This window comes from Nocardia sp. NBC_00881, from assembly GCF_045207455.1.
In the GTDB taxonomy this organism is placed as follows: domain Bacteria; phylum Actinomycetota; class Actinomycetes; order Mycobacteriales; family Mycobacteriaceae; genus Nocardia.
On sequence record NZ_CP108798.1, the window covers coordinates 4,911,996 to 4,933,677 of the forward strand.

A 21,682-nucleotide genomic window follows, 5' to 3' on the forward strand; every position below is an offset into this window, starting at 1 on the left:
TCGCGATGCTGAACAAGTCCGTTCCGGTCGAATTCGACACCGTGCTCGTCGCCAACCGCGGCGAGATCGCGGTACGCGTGATCCGCACGCTGCATGCCATGGGTATTCGATCGGTGGCCGTCTACAGCGACGCCGACACCGACGCCAGACACGTCCACGAGGCCGACACCGCGGTGCGCTTGGGCCCCGCGCCCGCCAGAGCGAGCTACCTCGCCATCGACAAGGTGGTTACGGCCGCCACACGGACCGGTGCGCAGGCGGTACATCCCGGCTACGGATTCCTTTCCGAGAACGCCGCTTTCGCCGCCGCGCTGGCCGAGGCGGGCATCGTCTTCCTCGGCCCGCCTACGCGGGCGATCGAGGTGATGGGCGACAAGATCGCCGCGAAGAACACCGTCGCCTCGTTCGGCGTCCCCGTGGTGCCCGGCATCGCGAAGCCAGGGCTGACCGACGACGAGCTGATCGCCGCGGCAACGGAAGTCGGATATCCGGTGCTGGTCAAGCCCTCCGCCGGCGGCGGAGGCAAAGGCATGCGCCGGGTGGACGACCCGGAACGGCTGCCGGACGCGCTGGTCAGCGCACGGCGCGAGGCCGCGGCAGCGTTCGGTGACGACACGCTGTTTCTGGAGCGCTTCGTCACCCGGCCCCGGCACATCGAGGTGCAGATCCTCGCCGACCAGTTCGGCAACGTCCTGCACCTGGGCGAGCGCGAATGCAGCCTGCAGCGCCGCCACCAGAAGGTGATCGAGGAGGCCCCCTCGCCACTGCTCGACGCCGACACCAGAGCCAGGATCGGCGCCGCCGCCTGCAACACCGCGCGCAGCGTGGACTACGTCGGCGCGGGCACCGTGGAGTTCATCGTTTCCGCCGACCGGCCCGACGAGTTCTTCTTCATGGAGATGAACACCCGCCTGCAGGTCGAGCACCCGGTGACCGAGCTGGTCACCGGCGTCGACCTGGTGGAATGCCAGATCCGCGTGGCGGCCGGGCAGAAGCTCGCGGTGGCGCAGGACGACATTCGCATGGTCGGCCACGCGATCGAGGCCAGGGTCTACGCCGAGGATCCAGGACGCGGATTCCTGCCCACCGGCGGCACGGTGCTCGACCTGGCCGAGCCGGAAGGCCGAGGTGTGCGGGTCGATTCGGGCCTGCGAGTCGGCACGCTGGTCGGCAGCGACTACGACCCGATGCTGTCCAAGGTCATCGCGCACGCCGGAGACCGGACCGCCGCGCTCGCGAAACTCGATCGGGCGCTGGCCGATACGGTGTTGCTCGGGGTGACCAGCAACCTCGAGTTCCTGCGGTTTCTGCTGGCCGACCCCGACGTCGCCGAAGGACGGCTGGACACCGGCCTGCTGGACCGGCGGGTGGCCGACTTCCATCCCCTCGCCGTCGGCGACGACGAGTTCGTCGCCGCCGCCACTTGTCACTGGCTGCGGCGCTGGCCCAGGACGCAGGGCAATCCCTGGGACGTCCCCTCCGGGTGGCGGATCGGGGCCGCCGCGCCCACGCCGATTCGGCTCGCGGGTGGCGATCGGGTCGAGCACGTCTATCTGTCCGGCACGCCCGACAACGGAACGGTTCGCATCGGCGACGGCGAAATATCCTCGCTCACCGCGACATTCACCGGACGCACCGAGTCGTACACCGGTGTGCTCACCCTCACCAGGCATGGCCTGCGGCGCGAATATCGCGTCGCGGAGCAGGACGGCCACCTCTGGGTGGCCGGACCGTCCGGCGTCGCCGTGCTGCGCGAGGTCGCCGAGGTCGATGTGCGCGGCGGGGACGAACACGTCGGCGACGCCGAGATCCGCAGCCCGATGCCCGGTTCGGTGATCGCGGTGCCGGTCACCGCGGGCGCCACCGTGGCCGCAGGCGCGCCTGTGGTCATCGTGGAGGCGATGAAGATGGAGCACTCGCTCACCGCGCCAGTCACCGGAACCGTCGAACTGCTGGTCGAGCCCGGCGCCCAAGTGCGCCTCGACCAGGTGCTGGCGCGGGTCATCGGCGCGCACGCCGAACCGCAATCCGCCGAGCACGAAGGAATCCCCCTATGACCGACTTCCTGTCCACCGGCACGCTGCCGGAGGAGTACCGCGATCTCGCACTGACAGTGCGCGACTTCGCGCGGTCGGTGGTCGCTCCCGTGGCCGCCGAGCACGACGCGAATCACACCTTCCCCTACGAGGTGGTCGCGGGGATGGCCGAGATGGGGCTGTTCGGCCTGCCGTTCCCCGAGGAGTACGGCGGTATGGGCGGTGACTACTTCGCGCTGTGCCTCGCACTGGAGGAACTGGGCAAGGTCGATCAGAGCGTCGCCATCACCCTGGAGGCGGGCGTCTCCCTCGGCGCCATGCCGATCTACCGGTTCGGCAACGACAAGCAGAAACAGGAATGGCTGCCGCGGCTGACCAGCGGCCGCACCCTTGCCGCGTTCGGGCTCACCGAGTCGGGCGCGGGCAGCGACGCGGGCGGCACCAGGACCACGGCGGTCGCCGACAGCGGCGAGTGGATCATCAACGGCAGCAAGCAGTTCATCACCAATTCCGGCACCGACATCACCGAGCTCGTCACGGTGACCGCGGTGACCGGGCAGTCCGGCGGCAAGAAGGAGATCTCCACCATCCTGGTGCCCGCCGACACTCCCGGCTTCGTCGCCGAGCCCGCGTACAACAAGGTCGGTTGGAACGCGTCGGACACCCATCCGCTCAGCTTCACCGACGTGCGGGTGCCCGAGGAGAATCTGCTCGGCGAGCGCGGCCGCGGCTACGCCAACTTCCTGCGCATCCTGGATGAGGGGCGCATCGCCATCGCCGCGCTCTCGGTCGGCGCCGCGCAAGGCTGTGTGGACGAGAGCGTGCGCTACGCCAAGGAGCGCGAGGCGTTCGGCCAGGTGATCGGCCGCAACCAAGCCATTGCCTTCAAGATCGCCAGGATGGAAGCGCGGGCCCACGCCGCCCGCACGGCCTACTATGACGCGGCGGCGCTGATGCTGGCAGGCAAGCCGTTCAAGAAGCAGGCGTCCATCGCCAAACTGGTGGCCAGCGAGGCCGCGATGGACAATTCCCGCGACGCGACGCAGATCTTCGGCGGGTATGGCTTCATGAATGAATACGCGGTCGCCAGGCACTATCGGGACAGCAAGATCCTGGAAATCGGCGAGGGCACAACGGAGGTGCAGTTGATGCTGATCGGACGGGAGCTCGGCCTGAGCGGGCAGCGCCCGGAGGAGGTAGCGGAGCGTAACCACGCAGGGCGCCCGCCCAGGCCGAAAGGACGCGGCCTGTGACGCAGCGGCGCGCGGTGGTGCAGCGCGGGCTGTGGTTCGAGGAGTTCGACACGGCGGTGGTCTACGAGCACCGGCCCGGGCGGACCATCACCGAGGCGGACAACGTCCTGTTCACCACGCTGACCATGAACACGCAGGCGCTGCATCTGGACGCTGCGTTCAGCGAGCGGCTGCCCCCGTTCAACCAGCGGCTGGTGAACTCGATGTTCACGCTGTCCACCCTGGTCGGGCTGTCCGTCGCGCAGCTCACCCAGGGCACCATCGTCGCCAACCTCGGCTTCTCCGAGATCGCGTTCCCCAAGCCGCTGTTCCACGGCGACACCATGTACGCCGAAACCGTGGTCACCGACAAACGCGAATCGAAGAGCCGCCCCGGCGAGGGCATCGTCACGTTCGCGCACACGGCACGCAACCAGGACGGCGACATCGTGGCCACCGCGGTCCGCAAGACGCTGGTCCGCAAGGCCCCGGAGCCCGGCAGGAGCGGCCGGCCCGGAGGCGGCAGCCCGCGCGACCACGAAGGGCCCGGGTATGCCGAAGGAGATACAGCATGAGCTGGCAGATGGCCGGTCCAGCCTGGTTGTTCTGCCCGGCCGATCGCCCGGAACGGTATACGAAGGCCGCTGCGGCAGCCGACGTGGTGATCCTCGACCTGGAGGACGGCGTCGCCGCCGGTGACAAGTTCGCGGCGCGCAAAGCACTGATCGAGACGCCGCTGGATCCCGAGACCACGGTGGTGCGCGTCAACGCGGCGGCCACCGCGGAGCACGCGCTCGATCTCGCGGCGCTGGCCGAGACCGGCTACCGCCGGATCATGCTGCCGAAATGCGAATCCACCGACCAGATCACGGCGCTGCCCGACCACGAGGTGATCGCGTTGATCGAGTCGCCGCTCGGCGCGCTCGAGGTCGGACGGGCTCTGCTGGCCCGCAACGCGATCGGCGTGATGTGGGGCGCCGAGGATCTGATCGCCGGGCTCGGCGGCAACGCCAGCAGGCACGCGGATGGCAGCTACCGGGACGTGGTCCGCCACGTCCGGGCCACGACGTTGCTGGCCGCCAAAGCGTACGGAAAGTTCGCGCTGGACTCGGTATATCTGGACATCCGCGACCTGGACGGCCTGCGGGCCGAGGCGCTGGACGCGGTCGCGATCGGCTTCGACGCCAAGGTCGCGATCCATCCGAGCCAGGTTCCGGTGCTGCGGGCGGCATACGCGCCGTCCGAGGACGAGATCGCCTGGGCTCAGCGGGTACTCGACGAGGTGCCGAAGCATCGCGGGGTATTCGCCTTCGAGGGCAGGATGGTCGATGCCCCCGTGCTGCGACATGCCGAGCAGATCGTGCGACGAGCCGACCGCGACTGACCACCGAGTTCGTACAGCCAGGAGGACTGCGATGCAACCACAATGGGTGCCGACCGAACGCGACATCGCGGAGGCGAGGATCACCGACTTCGCGGCGTTCGTCGCGAAGCGCACCGGGGTGCGGGCGCCGGACTACGCCGCGCTGTGGCAGTGGTCGGTAGCGGATCCGGCCGGGTTCTGGCGGGCGCTGTGGGACTATTTCGAGCTCGGCGAGGTTGCCGGCGAAGTACTGGCGAACGCGGAAATGCCCGGCGCGCAATGGTTCCCCGGCACCCGGCTGAATTACGTGGACCAGGTGATCCGCCAGCTGAATACCGACCGGCCCGCGATCAAGGCGGTCAGCGAGGACGGTCCGATTCGCGAAGTGTCCTGGGTCGAATTGATCGACAGCACCGCCACCTTCGCCCGCACCCTGCGCTCCCTCGGCGTGCGACCCGGCGACCGGGTGGCCGGATACCTGCCGAATATTCCCGAGGCGGTCATCGCGTTTCTGGCCACCGCGAGCATCGGTGCCGTCTGGAGCGCCTGCGGGCAGGACTATTCGGCGAAGGCGGCGCTGGATCGGCTCGGTCAGCTCGAACCGACCGTCCTGGTCACCGCCGACGGCTATCGCTTCGGCGGCAAGGCGCACGACAAACGTGCCGACGTCGCCGCGCTACAGGCCGGGCTCGGCACGCTACAGGCCACCGTCGCGGTCACCCAGCTGGGGCTGGACGTGCCGGACACGATGCCGTGGCACGAGGCGATCGACAACACCGAGGCAATGTCCGCGGTGATCACCACGGAGTCGGTCGATTTCGACCACCCGCTGTGGGTCGTGTTCTCCTCCGGCACGACCGGACTGCCCAAGGGAATCGTGCACGGGCACGGCGGCGTGGTGCTCGAACACCTCAAAGCCGCTGCCCTGCAATCCGACCTCGGCCAGGACGACACGTTCTTCTGGTACACCAGCCCGAGCTGGATGATGTGGAACTTCCAGATCGCGGGCCTGCTGGTCGGGGCGACCATCGTCTGCTACGACGGCAGCCCCACCTATCCGACGCCGGACGCGTTGTGGCGCATCACCTCCGAGGTCGGCGCCACCGTGCTCGGCACAAGCCCCGGCTACGTGCTCGCCTGCATCAAGGCAGGCTCCGTGCCGCGCGCCGATTACGACCTGTCCACACTGCGCATGGTCGGCATCACCGGCGCATCGCTGCCTACCTCCTCGGCGCTGTGGCTCGGCGCCAACGTCGGCGACCACGTCCAGGTGTCCTCGATCAGCGGCGGCACCGACGTGGTGTCCGCGTTCATCGGCGGCGTGCGCACCGTGCCGGTGTGGCCTGGCGAGCTGTCGGCGCCGTACCTCGGCGTCGCGCTGGACGCCTTCGACGCCGCGGGGCAGCCGGTGCGCGGCGAAGTCGGCGAACTCGTCGTCACCGCACCGATGCCGTCCATGCCGGTGCGCTTCTGGCACGACGACGACGGAAAGCGCTATCACGAGGCGTATTTCGACACCTATCCCGGCGTATGGCGGCACGGCGACTGGATCACCATCACCGACCGGCACAGCGTGATCGTGCACGGCCGCTCCGACTCCACGCTCAATCGGCACGGCATCCGGATGGGCAGCGCGGACATCTACCAGGCCGTCGAGCGCCTACCCGAGATCGCCGAAGCCCTGGTGATCGGCGCCGAGCAACCCGACGGCGGATACTGGATGCCGCTGTTCGTAGTCCTCGCGTCTGGCGCCGAACTGACCGACGAACTGAAAACGCGCATCAACAACACCATCCGAACCCAAGTGTCCCCACGCCACATCCCCGACGAAATCATCCTCGCCCCCGGCATCCCACACACCCGCACCGGTAAGAAGCTGGAGGTGCCGATCAAGAAGCTCTTCCAGGGCGCCGATCCAGCTCGCGTCGTCGAACCCAGCGCGGTCGACAACCCGGACCTACTCGACTGGTACAGCGCGATCCGTCCGGGCGGAAGCAACTGACAGCTAGACAGATCCTTCATGGGTTCCACTGCGACACAATGGGTTTAAAGTAAGCGAACTTCCGGCAGTGAGCCTGCCCTCGATCGAGGTGCCGGGTGCGCTGATCCAAGCGACCCAAACCACCGATCAAGTTGGATTCAGTTCGCTGTTCGAGCACGTTGTGCGCGCCGATGTCGTAGCGGAGCGAGTGCTCTTGGGACCGAAATCTATGAGATTGCGTGCCAGATGGCTGTGGCGTCGCCCGTTCTCAGCGAATGGAAGCGATGGCGGAGTTCGACTGCCGCGGCGGGCTTGCTCGGCGCGAGCCGAATATAGGAAGCCATGGAGTGGAGTTCGGTGATGTCGCGGAGCAATGTCCAGCCGGACCAGCCGAGTAGGTCGTAACCATAGGCGGCTGCGAACAGCTCACGATCACCCGCAGGTTGGTGGAAGTGGTCAGGTAGGCCGTTGACCAGGTCGAGTTCGCGGGGACCAATGCAGCATTGGTCCCAGTCGATCAGTACCCACTGCCTGTGGTCCTGAACTGCGTTCTCGCTGTGGACGTCGACGTGAATCAGACCTTCTCCCAGAGGGAATCGGGTACGGCGAAACTCGGCAACCACTGTGTCGGCGCGTCCCCGCAGCCATGCCCGATCTGGACCCGCAAGTGCTGGTGCCGCTCGTTCGTCGTCAAGGGCTAGAGCCTCGAAGAGTCGCCGGAGCGGCTGATAATGCGGAACCGAAAACGTTGGCGCGGTGACGGTGTGCAGCCGCCGCACGAGCGCGCCGAGGTCTGCTGGGCTGGGTTGGTTGTTCGAGGGACGATATGGCCAGAACGTTGCGATCGCGTCGCTGGTGACCACCGGTTGCCGTCCGGTGAGCGGAGTCAGGGCAATCGGCTTCTCGGCGTCCCCGAGCCAACGTGTGACGGCGATCGCTGTGACGGCACGTTCCCGCCGGTAGGCAGTGTCGGGCGCCAAGCGCGCGACCAGGTTTTGCTCAGGAAGTAGCCACACCGCGTTAGATCGGTGGTGCAGCAGCCGCGCGCCTTCGTCGTTGACGCCGAACTTCATGCACGCTGCCCGCAGCGCCTCGCGCCCTGGCAGCTCGCTGTCCGGTGTCACAAGGTGGCCGCGAGCGCCGCCCGAATTCCGTCACGCAGCTCGGCGACATACACGTCGCTGTCGTGGTGGGCTGCGATGGCGTCCAGGTCGCGCAGCCGTACATAGCAACGCTGCGACGACAGTTCGGTGATTGCCGTGATCGCGTCACGGCCATAGCCGGCCGCTGATTTGAAATCACCAGCCTGTAGACACGCACCGGCAAGGGTGGGCAGGACGACAGCACGGCTGCGCGCATGTTCCATCGCATGTCCGTTGACCGCGATCGACAGCCGTTCGATCGCCGTCGGTGCGAAATCTGGTTCCGAGAGTGATAGCAGATACATCGAATGCCCTTGTTGTGCAGCGATTTCGGCGGATGTCACGAACCATGCCCATGGCGGCAGCGTGTCAGGGTCTGCAGACGTGTAGTGATTTTCCGACTGTCCGATCGCCCGCTCGGTCGCTGCGGTCTCGCTCAGCGACGCCCAGCACCAGCCCATCACGGCCGCAATGTATCCGGCGGTGATCGTACTGACCGGATGCTTTCGGTTGACCGCCGTCGACGAGGCCAGCTGGGCGAACTTCAGCGCTTCCCGCGGCCGCCGCAAGTGCAGTGACTGGTGCGCGATGTCCAGCAGAATGCTGACCGTCAGATCTGTGCTACGCGGGTGGTCTTCACCGCGGTACGCCGTCTGCAGAGCGTAAGTCCACAGCGTGCGGGCCGAGTCGTGTTCTTCGATGTCGTAGGCGAGCCATCCGGCCATGCTCGCCAGCTCGGCGGTGGCGATCCACAATCGCGTGCGGACATCGAAGGCGCATACCGCGCCCTCGAGCGCGCGGACCTGGTGCAACTGGGTGAGTGCCGCTGTGCGGCATAGCCCCCCGCCGTACGCCAGATCCCATCGCCGGAAGCCATCGGTGATGGCCTCGATGGCATCGATGTCTCCGGACCCGATGTGCGGCCGGGTAACTGGCTCGAGCCGTCCGGGAAGCAGTCCTCCCAGCCGTTCGAGTTCCGGGTGAAGGTGGGAACCGAGCGCTGCCGCGGTTACCAAGGTGATGAAATCCCTACGTTCCATCCAAGTCACCTCCTCGCTGGCCAGGCTACTCGGAGACTCGGAGTAGAACCCGAGGAGCGAAGCCGGGATGCCGAGAGTATCGGAGATCCGGGCAACCAGCTTGACGCTGATCAGACGACGTTCACCCCGCTCTACAGCGGAGACCCGGGACTGGGTGAGGTCGAGCAACGCACCCAACTGCAGTTGTGAGAGGCCGGTCTGCTCGCGGACGGCGGCGAACACGACGCCGAAGTCATGGTTGGCCAACGCTTTTCGGATCGCGGGTTCGTCGAAGAAGCCGGCGGGCAGCAACTTCTTGAATCCAGCGGCGCGAGCACAGGACGCACAGATGCTGCCGGTGTCGACTACCGGTAATGCCGCTCTGCACGCGCGGCAAATGCGTCCCCCAACACCCATGTGTCCCCTTCAGCCGGATCAACCGCTGTTGTCATCAGCCTATGCGCCGAAGCCGTCCCACGTGCTGAAACTCTCGATCCTTGGCCCAGAAGCGTTTGTCTTTGCCGGACGACAAGCCCCACTGGGGCTAGCCCTGCTGGGCGTTGGGATCGCAAGTCTCAGAACGGAATCTGGAGCCAGCACACCCAGCGCCGGGGCTCCGATCCCCCTTTCTCGGATCCGCGGAAGCTAGCCGAACGAGGTCATTTTCGGTCCGGACTCGTTCGGCCCCCAGTCGGGTGTGCTCCCAAACCCCCAACCCTTGGAGGCACGACATGCCGACATTGATGAGCGCCTATGACCGGTGGGAGATAGAGCACCGCGACTGCACCGTGCAGCCCATCGTGATGGACTTCGAGCGAGCGCGGTTCGTGCTCTCCAAACATGCAGGACACAGGCCGACGTGCAAGCAGTACGTCGCCGCGCTCGGCCATGTGTCCTCGATCCTCGATTGATCCACGATGACGGCCACGCGAGCTCAGTACCTGGTGTTTCCGACATCGAGGCGATGACCATGGATGCAGAGGTATGCGGCGCGCTGTTCGCAATCCTGCTGTGCGCCGTCGGGATCATCGCCGCCGCCTGCCTCCTTCCGCTCGGGGATGACGACCTGGGCTCTGCGCCGAACGATGAGGGCCAACCGCCGGTCGAGCCGTTCGCGGTGCTCCAAGCGCGCCTAGATCGAGAACTTAGCGACGACCACCACCCGCGGGCGGCGCGCACTCACCGCCGCCCGAAATTCTCTGATGAAGGGAAAACTCGTGCAGCCAAAAGCAATAGGACTGCTGCGCCTGGACGTCACCGACGACAGAATGCGCGATGAGCAAGTGATCGGAGACCTTGCCCGTCAGGGCGGCTACGCCTTCGCGGGATTGCTCACCATTCAGCCGGACACCTACATGCCGACAACGCTGGTGGTCCACACGGTGCACAAGGTCCAGGCGGCTGCGATCGTTACACCGGATCTTGCGCATTTCGGTGGTGCCGCACGGGCGGTGAGTCTGGTGTGCGAATTGGTGACTCCGCGCGGGACCGTGCCGCGGTCCAGCCGGTAGTCCGTGTGGGCGGCGTCTATGTCGCGGCAGACGGCCAGCTAGCCGAGCGCTGGTGCCACGCGCACGTTATGGGCTTGACCATCGAGCGTGCCGCGCAGCTACGCGACAGGGTGAGTTCCGGCTCCAGGCAAGCACGTGGAGGCCGCGAAATGGTCGGAGACGCTGTCGTCGGATCCGTTGTGTTTCGAGTGTGGTTTCGGGCGGCGATGCGCAGGCAGCGTTGCTGGGCGGCGAGCAGATCGGCTTGTAGGGAGGCGCGGGAGACCGGCACCAGCACGACAGCATACGCCGCAACATCTACGGCATCGACGACTGACCGGTGCATGCAGCCGACCCGACACCAAGGTGCGATTCGAGGCCCCATGCTAACGGCAGCCTAACCACCGAGAACCACTCGGACGTGGGGGGTTATCGGCGTCGCCGTAGTAGTCGCAAAAACAGGCGGGCGGATATGGCGTAGCCGCTGATCAGGGTGACCGGGGATGCCCGTTCCGGCGTATTTGGACATGTGATCTGTTGTGTAACTGCAGGTCTGCTCCCACACCGCCGGTGTTGGAGATCGTTCAGCGACACTCGTCCTGGCTTCTGCGGAGGGTGGTGAGGAGGTTACGCAGGGCGCAGACGTCGGGGTGGTCTGGTGCGAGTACCCGCTTGTGATCGGTAAGGATCTGTTCGTACCATTCGATGGCTTCGGCCACCAATCTGTAGGTTTTGGCGAGGTTTTCGCGAGTGGTGCGGGTGCGGGGGTGGTTGGCTCCGAACGTCTGCTCGAGCTCCGGGAGTATCTGCTTGTAGAGCCGGATGGCTTCGGGGAATCGTTCGGTGGATGCGTAGGCGTTGGCGAGGGTGTGGCGAATTGTGAGGAGTTTGGGGTGGTCGTTGGCTCCTAGTGCCCGCTCGGCGTCGGTGAGAGTTTGCTCGAGGAGCGGGATGGCCTGAAGGGGATTGTTGGTGGCTGTGTAGGCGCCAGCGAGGTTGTTGAGGGTAGTGATGTTATCGGTCTCGCTCCAATGCTCGGCCTCGGCGAGGTTGCGCTTGTAGAGCCGGATGGCTTCGGGGAATCGTCCGACGGATTCGTAGGCGCTGGCGAGGTTATTACGGGTGGTGAAGATGATGTGGTCATCGGGTTCGAGCCAATGCTCGACGTTGGGGAGATTGCGCTCGTAGAGCGTGATCGCCTCGGCAACTCGGCCCACCGATCGGTAACCTCCCGCGAGGTTGTTGCGGGCGAGGAAGGTGTGGTGGTCGTTGGCTCCTAGTACCCGCTTGGCCTTGATGAGGTTGCGTTTGTAGAGCCGAATGCCTTTCCGGAGCCGTCCCGCGGAGAAGTAGGCGTGGGCGAGGTTGTTGCGCGCGGCGAGAGTGAGAGGGTGATCGGGCTCGAGCCAATGCTCGGCGTCGGTGAGCGTCTGCTTGCTGTGGGTGACTCCGCGCGCCGTATCCGCCGCTGCGCTCAACTGTCTGCTGGCCCAGGCGCGTGCTCGGAACAACCGCGTGGTGACTTCTGCGCTGGTGGTGTGTGCTCCGGTCTTCCAGATGGCGTCGATCTGGTCGATGAGATGTGCACCTTCGGCACGGCGTTGCCAGGCTTGACTTCTATCGAACAGGTTGCCTTCGATGACGGTGAGTGCGTTGGCAGCAAGCTGTGCCAACGTGTGGTCGGTTCCGGCTCGTTCGCGCAGGACCCGGGCGATGAGGCAGTGCATTGTGACCGACTCGCCTGTGGTCGAGCGAGTCAGTAGTGATCCTCGGACACACCGGGCCAGAGCCTCACGAAGACGCCCCGGTTTGTCGGGCAGGATTGCGACGGATACTCCGGCGGGTGAGAGCATCGCCATGATCTCGAGTAGTTCCCGCACCGCGGTATCGAGTTCGGGATCGCCGGTGGGAGCTTCGATAGTTTCCAGCGACAGCAGGATCGCCTTGTCCACCGGGTGGGGATGGCTCTCACCGGCCCGGCAGGTGAAGGCTCGCGGCATCGGTTGGGCGAGCAATTGCCGATAGCTGGCGTAATCCGGGGGGCAGAGGGTGGTGATGGTGTTTGCAGCCTGCGTCAATGCCAGCGGCAGATCACCCAGATCCTCTGCCACTTGATCGGCGCCATGGTCGTCGACGAGTCCGGTTGCGGCGGTTAGGAACCCGACCGATTCCGCACGGCTGTAGACCTCGACCTGCACTCGGGTGCCCAAAGTGGTGAAGTCGTGGTCGGTGCTGGTGATTATCACGCGTGTGCCGCCCCGGGCGGGAATGAACTCACAGACCCGATCCGGGTCACTTGCGTTGTCGAACACCAGCAACCCCTCCTCTGCGCGGGAGGCGAGATGATCCCGCAGCAGGTGCGCCGAACGCTGCGAATCCCCCTCAGGATCCGCGACACGCAGCCGCTCGGCGATGTCCGCCAGTCCTTCTAAGAGTGTGCCGTCAGTTGCGGCGTTGACCCAACCCACCACAGTGGCGCCAGTACTGCGGGCGTAGGCGGCAGCCAACTGTGTCTTGCCCGCCCCCATCATCCCGGTCACCACCACCACCACCCGCGAACCCGCCAAAGCATGGGCAAGCCGACGCAGCTGATCGCGAGTCACGAAATACGCTGCTTCGGCAGGGATCTTGCCCACCACCACCACTTTCGGAGCTGATCGAGTTGTATTCGCCTCTCTCAGCCATTTGACCCATTTGCCGACCTCGGCGTCGATCGTGGTTGTCTTGCCAGCGCGGTCGAGTAGGTACTCCACAACAACGGCGAAGTCCTTCTCCGACACCGACCGCGGCACATGCCTGCGCGCACCGCCAGCGAACCACCCCGAAAGAGTTCTGAGCTTGACGCCCGGCGGATGGTTGAGCTCTGTCCACCGGGCGATGTTCTGCATACCCGGCGACCCCGCCGCCTCGTGCAGGCAATCAAGCTCTTCGAGAAAGCTCTCCTTCGTCATACCCTCGCCGCCAGTCACCGCACCGAGCCCCTACCCACGCACTCGATCATCGGGAGTCGCGGCGAGTCCCGAAGTCGCCACACCAGCTCTGACATGCGCACACCCGCACCATAGCCGAGCCACACGACCTCAGTCACCAGCCGATCGAGCTCAATGGGAACCCACCAGTCCCACCGGATCGAAGGCGAAACTCAATGCACGACAACCAACTCACCAAAATCCTGCTGATCACGATCTCCGTCCTGCTCGGCATCATCATCGGCATCATCACCGCCCTACTCGCTCACGCCCGCGGCGCCCACCCCGCCGCCGCAATCCGCGACGGCGGAGTCGGATTCGCCGGCACCGTCGGCCTCACCATCCTCCTGCTGAGCCACCTCGATGCACTGTGATCCTGGGCGCCAGTCCGAGCCGCCGCAAACGCGCACAAGCTGCCCGCGCCTCTCGCGGTCACCAAGCGCGGCGCGCTGGTGACCGGCAGCAAGAGATGACCGGAAGCTGTCATCAGCCCACCATCCACCGAACGCCGAAATACGCCAGCAATATGGCAGACCCCAGATCATCGTGAAGCTTCCTCAACCAGCTGGTTATCGCGCGGTGGCGCCACCGTGCTCGGCACAAGCCCCGGCTACGTGCTCGCCTGCATCAAGGCAGGCTCCGTGCCGCGCGCCGATTACGACCTGTCCACACTGCGCATGGTCGGCATCACCGGCGCATCGCTGCCTACCTCCTCGGCGCTGTGGCTCGGCGCCAACGTCGGCGACCACGTCCAGGTGTCCTCGATCAGCGGCGGCACCGACGTGGTGTCCGCGTTCATCGGCGGCGTGCGCACCGTGCCGGTGTGGCCTGGCGAGCTGTCGGCGCCGTACCTCGGCGTCGCGCTGGACGCCTTCGACGCCGCGGGGCAGCCGGTGCGCGGCGAAGTCGGCGAACTCGTCGTCACCGCACCGATGCCGTCCATGCCGGTGCGCTTCTGGCACGACGACGACGGAAAGCGCTATCACGAGGCGTATTTCGACACCTATCCCGGCGTATGGCGGCACGGCGACTGGATCACCATCACCGACCGGCACAGCGTGATCGTGCACGGCCGCTCCGACTCCACGCTCAATCGGCACGGCATCCGGATGGGCAGCGCGGACATCTACCAGGCCGTCGAGCGCCTACCCGAGATCGCCGAAGCCCTGGTGATCGGCGCCGAGCAACCCGACGGCGGATACTGGATGCCGCTGTTCGTAGTCCTCGCGTCTGGCGCCGAACTGACCGACGAACTGAAAACGCGCATCAACAACACCATCCGAACCCAAGTGTCCCCACGCCACATCCCCGACGAAATCATCCTCGCCCCCGGCATCCCACACACCCGCACCGGTAAGAAGCTGGAGGTGCCGATCAAGAAGCTCTTCCAGGGCGCCGATCCAGCTCGCGTCGTCGAACCCAGCGCGGTCGACAACCCGGACCTACTCGACTGGTACCTGACCCAGCGGCCACGCCCTGCGGGGTGAGAATTGTGGCTATAATTTAATACGAATATATGGCGACAAGAGGAGACTTCTGCCATGGACGTCGGAATTCGAGAGCTACGAGATAGCCTCAGTCGACACTTGGCGGAGGTTCGATCAGGACATACGGTGACGGTTACCGATCATGGGCAACCGATCGCCCGCATCGTTCCGGTCGGCCGCCTGACACGGCTGGAACAGCTCCGCAGCGAAGGACGCATTCAACCCGCGCGCAAGAAGAAGCAGCCAGCCCCTGAACCGATCCACGGGAACGGCATCGTCAGTGAGCTCATCGATGAGCAGCGCCGGTGATCGGGTATCTCGATACCTCCGCTTTTGTTCCGTTACTGGTCGACGAGCCGAGCAGTCAAGCCTGCCGCCGCTTTTGGGATGATGCCGACGCAGTGGTGTCGAACAGGCTCCTCTACGTGGAGACCACAGCAGCGCTCGCGCAGGCTCATCGGATAAGGCGCCTCGATGACGTGGCCTATTCAGGCTGCCGGCGCCTATTGGACCAGCTCTGGCCGCAAGTTGAGGTAATCGAGATCGACGAGGCATTGATGCTGCGCGCGGCCGAGCTGGCTGATGGTTGTGCACTGCGGGGATATGACGCCATCCATTGCTCCTCCGCTGAACAACTCGACGACCCGGATCTCGTCGCGGGGTCAGGCGACAAGCGTCTACTGGATGCGTGGCGGACGCTAGGAGTGGCAACGTTCGACACGAAACAATCCAGAGGATGCGATCTAACCGCGCAGCGGCCCGTATGACCGCGGCTTTCAGGTCTCGCGCACAGTGTAGGAGTCGCATTGCCGCCGCTGGTCGCGCGACCGACGCCACCGGCACACGTCCCCCGGCCACGAATGAGCCAGTGCCGCTTCCCGTTGGATTCACGATCCCCGCGGCTCGGTAGTGGCCCTTGCGCGCCGGCGCTGGATCAGCAGGCGCCCGGCTTGGTTCGGCCGCATGCAGTACTATCGCGCGGCGTCCTGGCCGGTAAGTGTCGTTACCATGGCCGCATGAGTGTCGACAATCGCCGTATGGCGCGGAGGGCGGGCAGCGGCGATTCGGCACCTCGGGAGATCCGGCGCAGGCCGAAGAATCGGCGGGCCCAGATCGCTGCTGCGTCGGCCGCCGCGTTCGGCGCACTCGGCTACCACGGTGTGAGCATGGAGGACATCGCATCCGGGCTCGGCATCAGCTCCGCCGCGCTCTACCGCCACTATCCGAGCAAGTACGCGCTGTTCCGAGAGGAACTGCTGCGTGTGGGCCGGGCCATGACCGCATCGGTCCAGCTGGCGGAAGAGGCGGCCGGCCGGCCGGCCGAGCAGCGGCTGCGACACATACTCGACGCGCTCATCGCGATCACGATCGAGAACCGTCCCACGGTCACCCTGGTGCGCTGGGAGGGCCGATACCTCGAACCCGACGACCAGATCACGCTCAACGAGGAGCAGGCGACAGTCCTCGGCGCGCTCGGCGCCCAGCTGGCCGCACTGCGCCCGGAGCTGACCGACGACGATCATCGAGTGCTGCGCGCCGCGCTACTCAGCACGATCACCAGCATCGCCGACCACCACGCCAACCTACCCGTGAAAGCGCTTGCCCGTCTGTTGAGTTCGGCGTGCTGGTCGATCGTGCACGCCGATCTGCCGGAGGAGCGGGATGTGGAGCCGGTCGCGGTGGTGGAGATCCCGGACTCGTTCAAACACGAACTCCTGCTGCGCAAAGCGGTGGAGCTGTTCCACGAACGCGGATACCCGAACGTCAGCGTGGAGGACATCGCCACCGCAGCGGGCTTGTCAGCCGCGTCTGCGGTGTATCGGTTCTACCGCGGCAAAAGCGACCTGCTCGCCGCCGCGTTCCGCCGTGCCGCGGAACGGGTTTCCGGCGCCATCGGGCCCGCGGTCACGGCGGCCGCCGACTCCGAGGACGCGCTCACCACACTGATCACCCAGTACGTCGCGGGATCGTTCGCCGAACGCGCACTGACCTTTGTGTATTACACGGAGTTTCAACATGTTCCGGCCGAGGAACGTACTGTGCTGCGCAATATCCAGCGGCTCAGCGTCGAGGAGTGGGCCCGGCTGCTGCGCGAGGTGCGTCCCGAACTCACTCCCGCCGAGGCGCGGTTTCTCATCCACGCGGCCTTCACGGTGGTCGTCGATCTGGGCCGCACCTTCGGCAACGCATCGATGGCCGCGCAGGACCGGGTGCGCCTGCTGATGCGGCTGGTCCTCTTCGGCAGCTCCGCGCGATCATAGGCACCACCGCGGCCGACGGCTTGTGCGCAGCCGTTCATCAGTGTTCGCTGCCGATGAAGGTGTCCACCCGCGCGGCGAGCGCGTCCAGTACCTCGACCTGGGAGTCGGGAACCTCTATGTGCATCACCGGCCCCGCATCAGTGGTAGCGAAGCTGAAAGCGAAGAACGAGCAGCAGCCCGATTCACGGGCAGCCAGGTCACGGCCGGCAGGTTCGGCGTCGGCGGCAAGCAGCAGATCCAGCCCAGTCCGTGCAGGCCGATGTGTGCGCCGCACGGACTCGGCGAAGAACCGGTCGAACTCCGCGACCCGAACCGGTTGCTCAGCGGTGGGCAGGGTGCACGAGTCCGGCACCCAATCCCCGGAAGCAGGTGTAATCATCATGACGCCACGGTAAGCCCGTACCCCGGTACGGGATGCAACTTCAAACGGCGAAGTCGGTACCACCGCCGCGTGAAAGTCGACCCTGACGCCGAGGCGAGCGCCCGTTGGGTTGTACCCATGCGGATCGCGAGGTTCTGAGTCGAGGCCGCCAGCGGCCCTCAGTCGGTGGTGAAGACGAACGAGTACCAGTCTCCGGACAGTTTTTCGAACCGTTGGCCGGCATTCCCTACCGGCTCGGTGCCGGGCGAGTAGACCCAACCGTAGACGTTCGAGCCCACGAACCCGTCAGCATCGTAGAAGTAGACACGCCCATCGGACTCACGTTGAGCCAAGCTGATATCGAGCCCGTCGAGACTCAGGTCCTGGCGGGTACCCAGCCCATCCTCGCGCAGCATCTCGACCGCGACTTCCTCCATTTCCGGACGTGCGGAGTCGAAGCTCGCGGGCTGCGTGACCAAGCCGGCTACCAGCCCTGCGAGCGCAACCGCCGGTACCGCGGCGACCTTCCAGGACCACCGGTGCTCCCTGCCGAGCAGATATAGCGACTTGATCGCCCACACCAGCAGGGAAGCGCCCACCAGAATCCCGCCGCTCAGCATGCCGATGAGCTGATCGGGACCGGTCGAGTTCCTAACGAACGGAGCCCAGTCGAAGTGGACGCACAATAGAACGGCCACACCGAGGACTGCGCTCGTCAGGGCCGCGAAACCCGGCGCGGTGGCGTGGTCCTGTCCATGCTCGGCCTGCGCACCATGCCCGCGTGATGTCTCGATCGGGAGCCTCCTCGTCTCGGCGATCGCTGCCCGGCGCCTGATCCGCGTTCGGCGAGGGCCCGGTTCGGATCTGCTGCGATCATGCCCGGTCGTGCACGCCGCACCGGCATCGGAGGTCGATCTGGGCCAACGCTTCGGCTCGGATGCCCGTGTGCTCGTGGCTGCGGGTCATGCATCTCATGGGCATCCGTTTCGGCCACGTGGCGGCGGCGAATGCGCTGTGGTGAACCCGGCCTCGTCGCCCGGCACAGCGCGGAAGCAACCCCCGACCATTCCGCCCACGGCGAACACGGACCACGCTACGGGAATCGACGCCAAGGGGATCACGTTCCCGCAAGAGAGCCGGCGCCCGCACCGCGACGATATACCCGCGCGGGCGCGACGCTCGCAAGCATTTTCGCGCAGTTCCATTACTTCGGAAGGAACCGAATTCCATGAGCACAGACCTCCACGCACGCCCCGCCGAAGCCTCCGGAACCTTCGCCCTCGGCGGCGACCTTCCGGTGCACCGGCTCGGCTACGGCGCGATGCAGCTGACCGGGCCCGGCATCTGGGGCGACCCGAAGGATCCCGACGAGGCGGTGCGGGTGCTGCGCCGCGCTGTCGAACTCGGCGTCGACTTCATCGACACCGCAGACTCCTACGGCCCGTTCGTCAGCGAGCAGTTGATCAGGAAGGCGCTGTACCCCTACGCCGACGACCTGGTGATCGCCACCAAAGGCGGACTGACCCGGGGCGGACCCGGGGATTGGCGTCCGGTCGGCAGACCCGAGTACCTGCGCCAACAGACCGAACTCAGCCTGCGTCACCTCGGCGTCGACCGGATCGACCTCTACCAGCTGCACCGCATCGACCCCCAGGTGCCGCTGGCCGACCAGCTCGGTGAGCTCGTTCTGCTCCAACGGGAAGGCAAGATTCGCCACATCGGCGTCTCACAAGTGAGCGTCGAGCAGCTGCGCCAGGCACGCGAAATCGCCACCATCGTGTCGGTGCAGAACCTGTACAACTTGGCCAACCGCACCGACGAGGACGTACTGGACTACGCCGAGCAGGAGAATATCGCCTTCATCCCGTGGTTCCCCATCGCCACCGGTGAACTGGCGAAGCCGGGCGGCCCGCTCGACGCGATCTCCGCCGACCACGGCGCCACGCCCGCGCAGCTGGCGCTGGCCTGGCTGCTGCGCCGCGCGCCGGTGGTGCTGCCGATCCCAGGCACGTCCAGCGTCGCGCACGTCGAGGAGAACACCGAGGCGGCACGGATCACCCTGACCGACAAGGAGTTCGACACACTCTCCGCCGCCGCCTGATCAGCGGCAGTAGCCGTCGGCCAGCTGTCGGGGACGACCCGCCCGGACACGACCGACGTCCGGAATGCCGCTTGCACCTACATCGGTCGACCGAGCGCGCCGAACAGTTCGACTCGACACTCGAATCCTGCGCATCAGGGCCGTTGCCGAATGGCGCCAACAGGCTTAGATGGTGATCGAATCCCTCCGCGCCGACGGGTGATCGCGGGCATTGGGCGGGGCGCGCCGATCACCAGCGGGAGGTGAGCGGCGCGCCCGCGTATTCAGGTGGTCTTGGTCAGTTCGCCTCGTTGGCCATGGCTTCGATGAGCGACTTGGGGCGCATGTCCACCCAGTGGGTTTCCACGTATCGCAGACAGGACTTTCGGTTGGCGGCGCCATAGGCGATGGTCCAGCCGTCAGGAACGGCCGCGAAGACCGGCCACAAGGAGTGTTCGCCCTCGTCGTTGATCAAGACATAGAACTTGGCGTCGTTGTCGTCGAACGGGTTGGTCATTCTTTCCTTCTTCCTGGTCCAGTTCGAGTCGGGGTCCAAGTGCGGTGGGGTCCGTCCGCACCACGGTGCTGGCGTGGCCGATCCTGTCCAGCGCGGAGTCCGGGGTCATCCGCCGGTGCGAGGCATCCACCGCATGGTTGCGCACGGTTCCCGTCCACGGCGTACGCGTAGCTCGATGGCGTCGATGTCACCGAGTTCGAGCGCAGTCCGCGCACCCTCACCTGATGATCGGTCCGTCCGCTGAAACGTTTCGCGCCGGAGCGGGTCCACCACATCAGATCTCGGGTCGGGGAGAGCCGCCCGCCCGCGGGCGCGAGGGGTCTGCGACGAAGTGCTCGGCCGAAGGTGCGGACCGCGCACGGCAGTCCGCGCGCCGCGGCGGGGCCGCGCAGGCACACCTCTTCGGTGTCCGCGCCGAGGAAGCGGGCCTGCCCTCGCGCGTATTGCGTGCCACGCCTCGTCGAAGAAATCCGTGGCGCGGGTGAATTCCCCGGAATCCCCGCCGATGCCGGACCTTCCCCGAGTCCGGCACCGGCAGAGTACTCGGTGACCGTGAGCTGGAGATCGAACTCGGTCACTCCGGTGTCCAGGGTACTGGTGGCCACCGACAGTACGGGCAGTTCGACGGCGATTGCCTCGGCATTGCCGAAGGCGAGCAGCACCTCGAACAGTGGGGGGCGCGCCGACGAGCGCGGCAGGTCGGGCACCTCGACCCGCTGCCCGAACGGCACCCCGGCGTGCAAGAAGGCGGCAATGTCACGCTCGCGCACCTGCACGCGCAACCGGGAGAACGGACCGTCGGCGTCGGTGTGCAGCGCCGCCGTGCTGCGCCGCCGTGCGGTATCAAGTGGAACCAGCGGCGGCCGTGGCCGCGCCCGCAGCTGCGCGACCAGGGACGCGCCGCCGGATCCACCCGCCCGCTCGATGAGTTCGGCGAGTTCGGTCACCGCGGTAGCGGTGCACAGCTCGCGGACTCCGAGCAGGCAGTTCAGTTCGGCACCGAGCCGGGCGGCGACCTGTGCCGCCATCCGCACCGCTGGCGCGGGCAACTGCGCGAGTTGCCGAGTGCCCGGTTCGAATTCGACGCCGTCGGCGACCGGCTGCTCGCTGATTCCGGGTTGGTCACGCACTACGACCACTGGCGGACCACCGAATCGACCGCACCGTGCACGGGCTCGATCTCGCCCAGCTCGGTCCGCCGCCGACCCCAGCTTCATCTGGAAGTCGCTGCGCCCGAGGCATTCGAGGTTCGAAATGTGTGGTCCGGCGCACCGGGTTGCCGGCGAACGAGTCGGCGACGAAGCGTGCGGGAGTCGGTCCCGCGCGACCGAGATAACGCCGGGTGAGCTGTACCCCCGACAGATACAGCTCATCCACGACCGGCAACGACCGAAGCCGCGAATCGAGCACGTGGAGCCGGGTGTCGAACACCGGCGCGCCGATCGCGCCGAGAGGCTATCGGTATCGGTCACTTCACGAGAGGTGACGTCGACCGCCGCCTCTGCTGGACCATACAGATAGTGCAGACGGGCGGCAGCCGACACCCGCGGCGCCGCGGTGGTGCGCGCGGTCACCGACAGGCTCGGTACCGCCTCAGCCCGGTCGGCAAGCCGATCCGAATAGGCGCCGTTCAGCTCTGGCAGCGCACGGACGCCAGCCGAGTCGCTACCGTGCACCAGAAAAACCTCCTAGATGGCGAAACCACAGCTGGCCGAGCGCTTCAGAGCAGCAAGAACAAGCCTGC

Annotated in this window: 18 protein-coding genes and 2 pseudogenes; 13 read left to right on the forward strand and 7 right to left on the reverse strand. The window is 66.3% G+C overall.

The window, feature by feature from the left end; translation table 11 throughout:
* Positions 1-5 precede the first annotated feature (5 nt).
* The 5 genes and pseudogenes from OH799_RS20615 to OH799_RS20635 all read left to right on the forward strand — a co-directional run bounded on the left by OH799_RS20615 (position 6) and on the right by OH799_RS20635 (position 6,633).
* Positions 6-2,057, forward strand: coding sequence for an acetyl/propionyl/methylcrotonyl-CoA carboxylase subunit alpha (locus OH799_RS20615; RefSeq protein WP_406266554.1), 2,052 nt, complete (start codon positions 6-8; stop codon positions 2,055-2,057).
* Positions 2,054-3,211: pseudogene (locus tag OH799_RS20620) on the forward strand (acyl-CoA dehydrogenase family protein); the annotation flags it as partial. The gene OH799_RS20615 and the pseudogene OH799_RS20620, both read left to right, overlap by 4 nt.
* Positions 3,212-3,285: 74 nt before the next feature.
* Positions 3,286-3,843, forward strand: coding sequence for a MaoC family dehydratase (locus tag OH799_RS20625; protein WP_406266557.1), 558 nt, complete (start codon positions 3,286-3,288; stop codon positions 3,841-3,843).
* Entirely contained in the window at positions 3,840-4,652 is an 813-nt protein-coding gene (locus OH799_RS20630) for an HpcH/HpaI aldolase/citrate lyase family protein (RefSeq protein ID WP_406266560.1), read from the forward strand. The genes OH799_RS20625 and OH799_RS20630 overlap by 4 nt, the downstream gene beginning before the upstream one ends.
* 31 nt (positions 4,653-4,683) lie before the next feature.
* Complete coding sequence (locus tag OH799_RS20635; RefSeq protein ID WP_406266563.1) at positions 4,684-6,633, forward strand: acetoacetate--CoA ligase; 1,950 nt, start codon at positions 4,684-4,686, stop codon at positions 6,631-6,633.
* A 206-nt stretch (positions 6,634-6,839) separates the two neighbouring features.
* Here the strand turns inward: OH799_RS20635 and OH799_RS20640 are convergent, their stop codons facing one another.
* Both OH799_RS20640 and OH799_RS20645 read right to left on the reverse strand, forming a co-directional pair.
* On the reverse strand, positions 6,840-7,736 hold the full coding sequence (locus tag OH799_RS20640) for a phosphotransferase (RefSeq protein ID WP_406266566.1): 897 nt from the start codon (positions 7,734-7,736) through the stop codon (positions 6,840-6,842).
* Entirely contained in the window at positions 7,733-9,190 is a 1,458-nt protein-coding gene (locus tag OH799_RS20645) for a helix-turn-helix domain-containing protein (RefSeq protein WP_406266569.1), read from the reverse strand. The genes OH799_RS20640 and OH799_RS20645 overlap by 4 nt, the downstream gene beginning before the upstream one ends.
* A gap of 314 nt (positions 9,191-9,504) precedes the next feature.
* Between OH799_RS20645 and OH799_RS20650 the strand changes: the two genes are divergently transcribed.
* Together OH799_RS20650 and OH799_RS20655 are read left to right on the forward strand one after the other, a co-directional pair.
* Positions 9,505-9,684 carry a hypothetical protein gene (locus OH799_RS20650; RefSeq protein ID WP_406266572.1) on the forward strand — a complete coding sequence of 60 codons (180 nt, stop codon included), beginning with the start codon at positions 9,505-9,507 and terminating at the stop codon, positions 9,682-9,684.
* Positions 9,685-9,975: 291 nt separating this feature from the next.
* Positions 9,976-10,284, forward strand: a complete 309-nt coding sequence (locus tag OH799_RS20655; protein WP_406266575.1) for a hypothetical protein — start codon at positions 9,976-9,978, stop codon at positions 10,282-10,284.
* A gap of 563 nt (positions 10,285-10,847) precedes the next feature.
* Here the strand turns inward: OH799_RS20655 and OH799_RS20660 are convergent.
* Entirely contained in the window at positions 10,848-13,214 is a 2,367-nt protein-coding gene (locus OH799_RS20660; RefSeq protein WP_406266578.1) for a tetratricopeptide repeat protein, read from the reverse strand.
* Positions 13,215-13,408: 194 nt separating this feature from the next.
* Between OH799_RS20660 and OH799_RS20665 the strand changes: the two genes are divergently transcribed.
* The 5 genes and pseudogenes from OH799_RS20665 (at position 13,409) to OH799_RS20685 (ending at position 16,980) form a co-directional block, all read left to right on the forward strand.
* A complete protein-coding gene (locus OH799_RS20665) occupies positions 13,409-13,606 on the forward strand; it encodes a hypothetical protein (protein ID WP_406266581.1) in 198 nt (65 codons plus the stop codon).
* A gap of 207 nt (positions 13,607-13,813) precedes the next feature.
* Positions 13,814-14,719: pseudogene (locus OH799_RS20670) on the forward strand (AMP-binding enzyme); the annotation flags it as partial.
* 54 nt (positions 14,720-14,773) lie between these two features.
* Positions 14,774-15,028, forward strand: a complete 255-nt coding sequence (locus tag OH799_RS20675; protein WP_357271533.1) for a type II toxin-antitoxin system prevent-host-death family antitoxin — start codon at positions 14,774-14,776, stop codon at positions 15,026-15,028.
* Positions 15,025-15,486 carry a type II toxin-antitoxin system VapC family toxin gene (locus OH799_RS20680; RefSeq protein ID WP_406266584.1) on the forward strand — a complete coding sequence of 154 codons (462 nt, stop codon included), beginning with the start codon at positions 15,025-15,027 and terminating at the stop codon, positions 15,484-15,486. Before OH799_RS20675 ends, OH799_RS20680 begins: the two co-directional genes overlap by 4 nt.
* 249 nt (positions 15,487-15,735) lie before the next feature.
* Entirely contained in the window at positions 15,736-16,980 is a 1,245-nt protein-coding gene (locus OH799_RS20685) for a TetR/AcrR family transcriptional regulator (RefSeq protein WP_406266587.1), read from the forward strand.
* Between the two features lie 37 nt (positions 16,981-17,017).
* Here OH799_RS20685 and OH799_RS20690 read toward each other — a convergent pair whose 3' ends face one another.
* Both OH799_RS20690 and OH799_RS20695 read right to left on the reverse strand, forming a co-directional pair.
* Positions 17,018-17,362, reverse strand: a complete 345-nt coding sequence (locus OH799_RS20690) for a hypothetical protein (protein ID WP_406266590.1) — start codon at positions 17,360-17,362, stop codon at positions 17,018-17,020.
* A gap of 158 nt (positions 17,363-17,520) precedes the next feature.
* On the reverse strand, positions 17,521-17,961 hold the full coding sequence (locus OH799_RS20695) for a hypothetical protein (RefSeq protein ID WP_406266593.1): 441 nt from the start codon (positions 17,959-17,961) through the stop codon (positions 17,521-17,523).
* Positions 17,962-18,569: 608 nt separating this feature from the next.
* Here OH799_RS20695 and OH799_RS20700 point away from each other — a divergent pair.
* The gene (locus OH799_RS20700) at positions 18,570-19,442 is read left to right on the forward strand and encodes an aldo/keto reductase (RefSeq protein WP_406266597.1); all 873 of its coding nucleotides are present in this window, start codon (positions 18,570-18,572) and stop codon (positions 19,440-19,442) included.
* Positions 19,443-19,719: 277 nt separating this feature from the next.
* Here OH799_RS20700 and OH799_RS20705 read toward each other — a convergent pair whose 3' ends face one another.
* Both OH799_RS20705 and OH799_RS20710 read right to left on the reverse strand, forming a co-directional pair.
* Complete coding sequence (locus OH799_RS20705; protein WP_406266600.1) at positions 19,720-19,938, reverse strand: MbtH family protein; 219 nt, start codon at positions 19,936-19,938, stop codon at positions 19,720-19,722.
* Positions 19,935-21,068, reverse strand: a complete 1,134-nt coding sequence (locus OH799_RS20710) for a hypothetical protein (protein ID WP_406266603.1) — start codon at positions 21,066-21,068, stop codon at positions 19,935-19,937. The genes OH799_RS20705 and OH799_RS20710 overlap by 4 nt, the downstream gene beginning before the upstream one ends.
* Between the last annotated feature and the right edge of the window lie 614 nt (positions 21,069-21,682).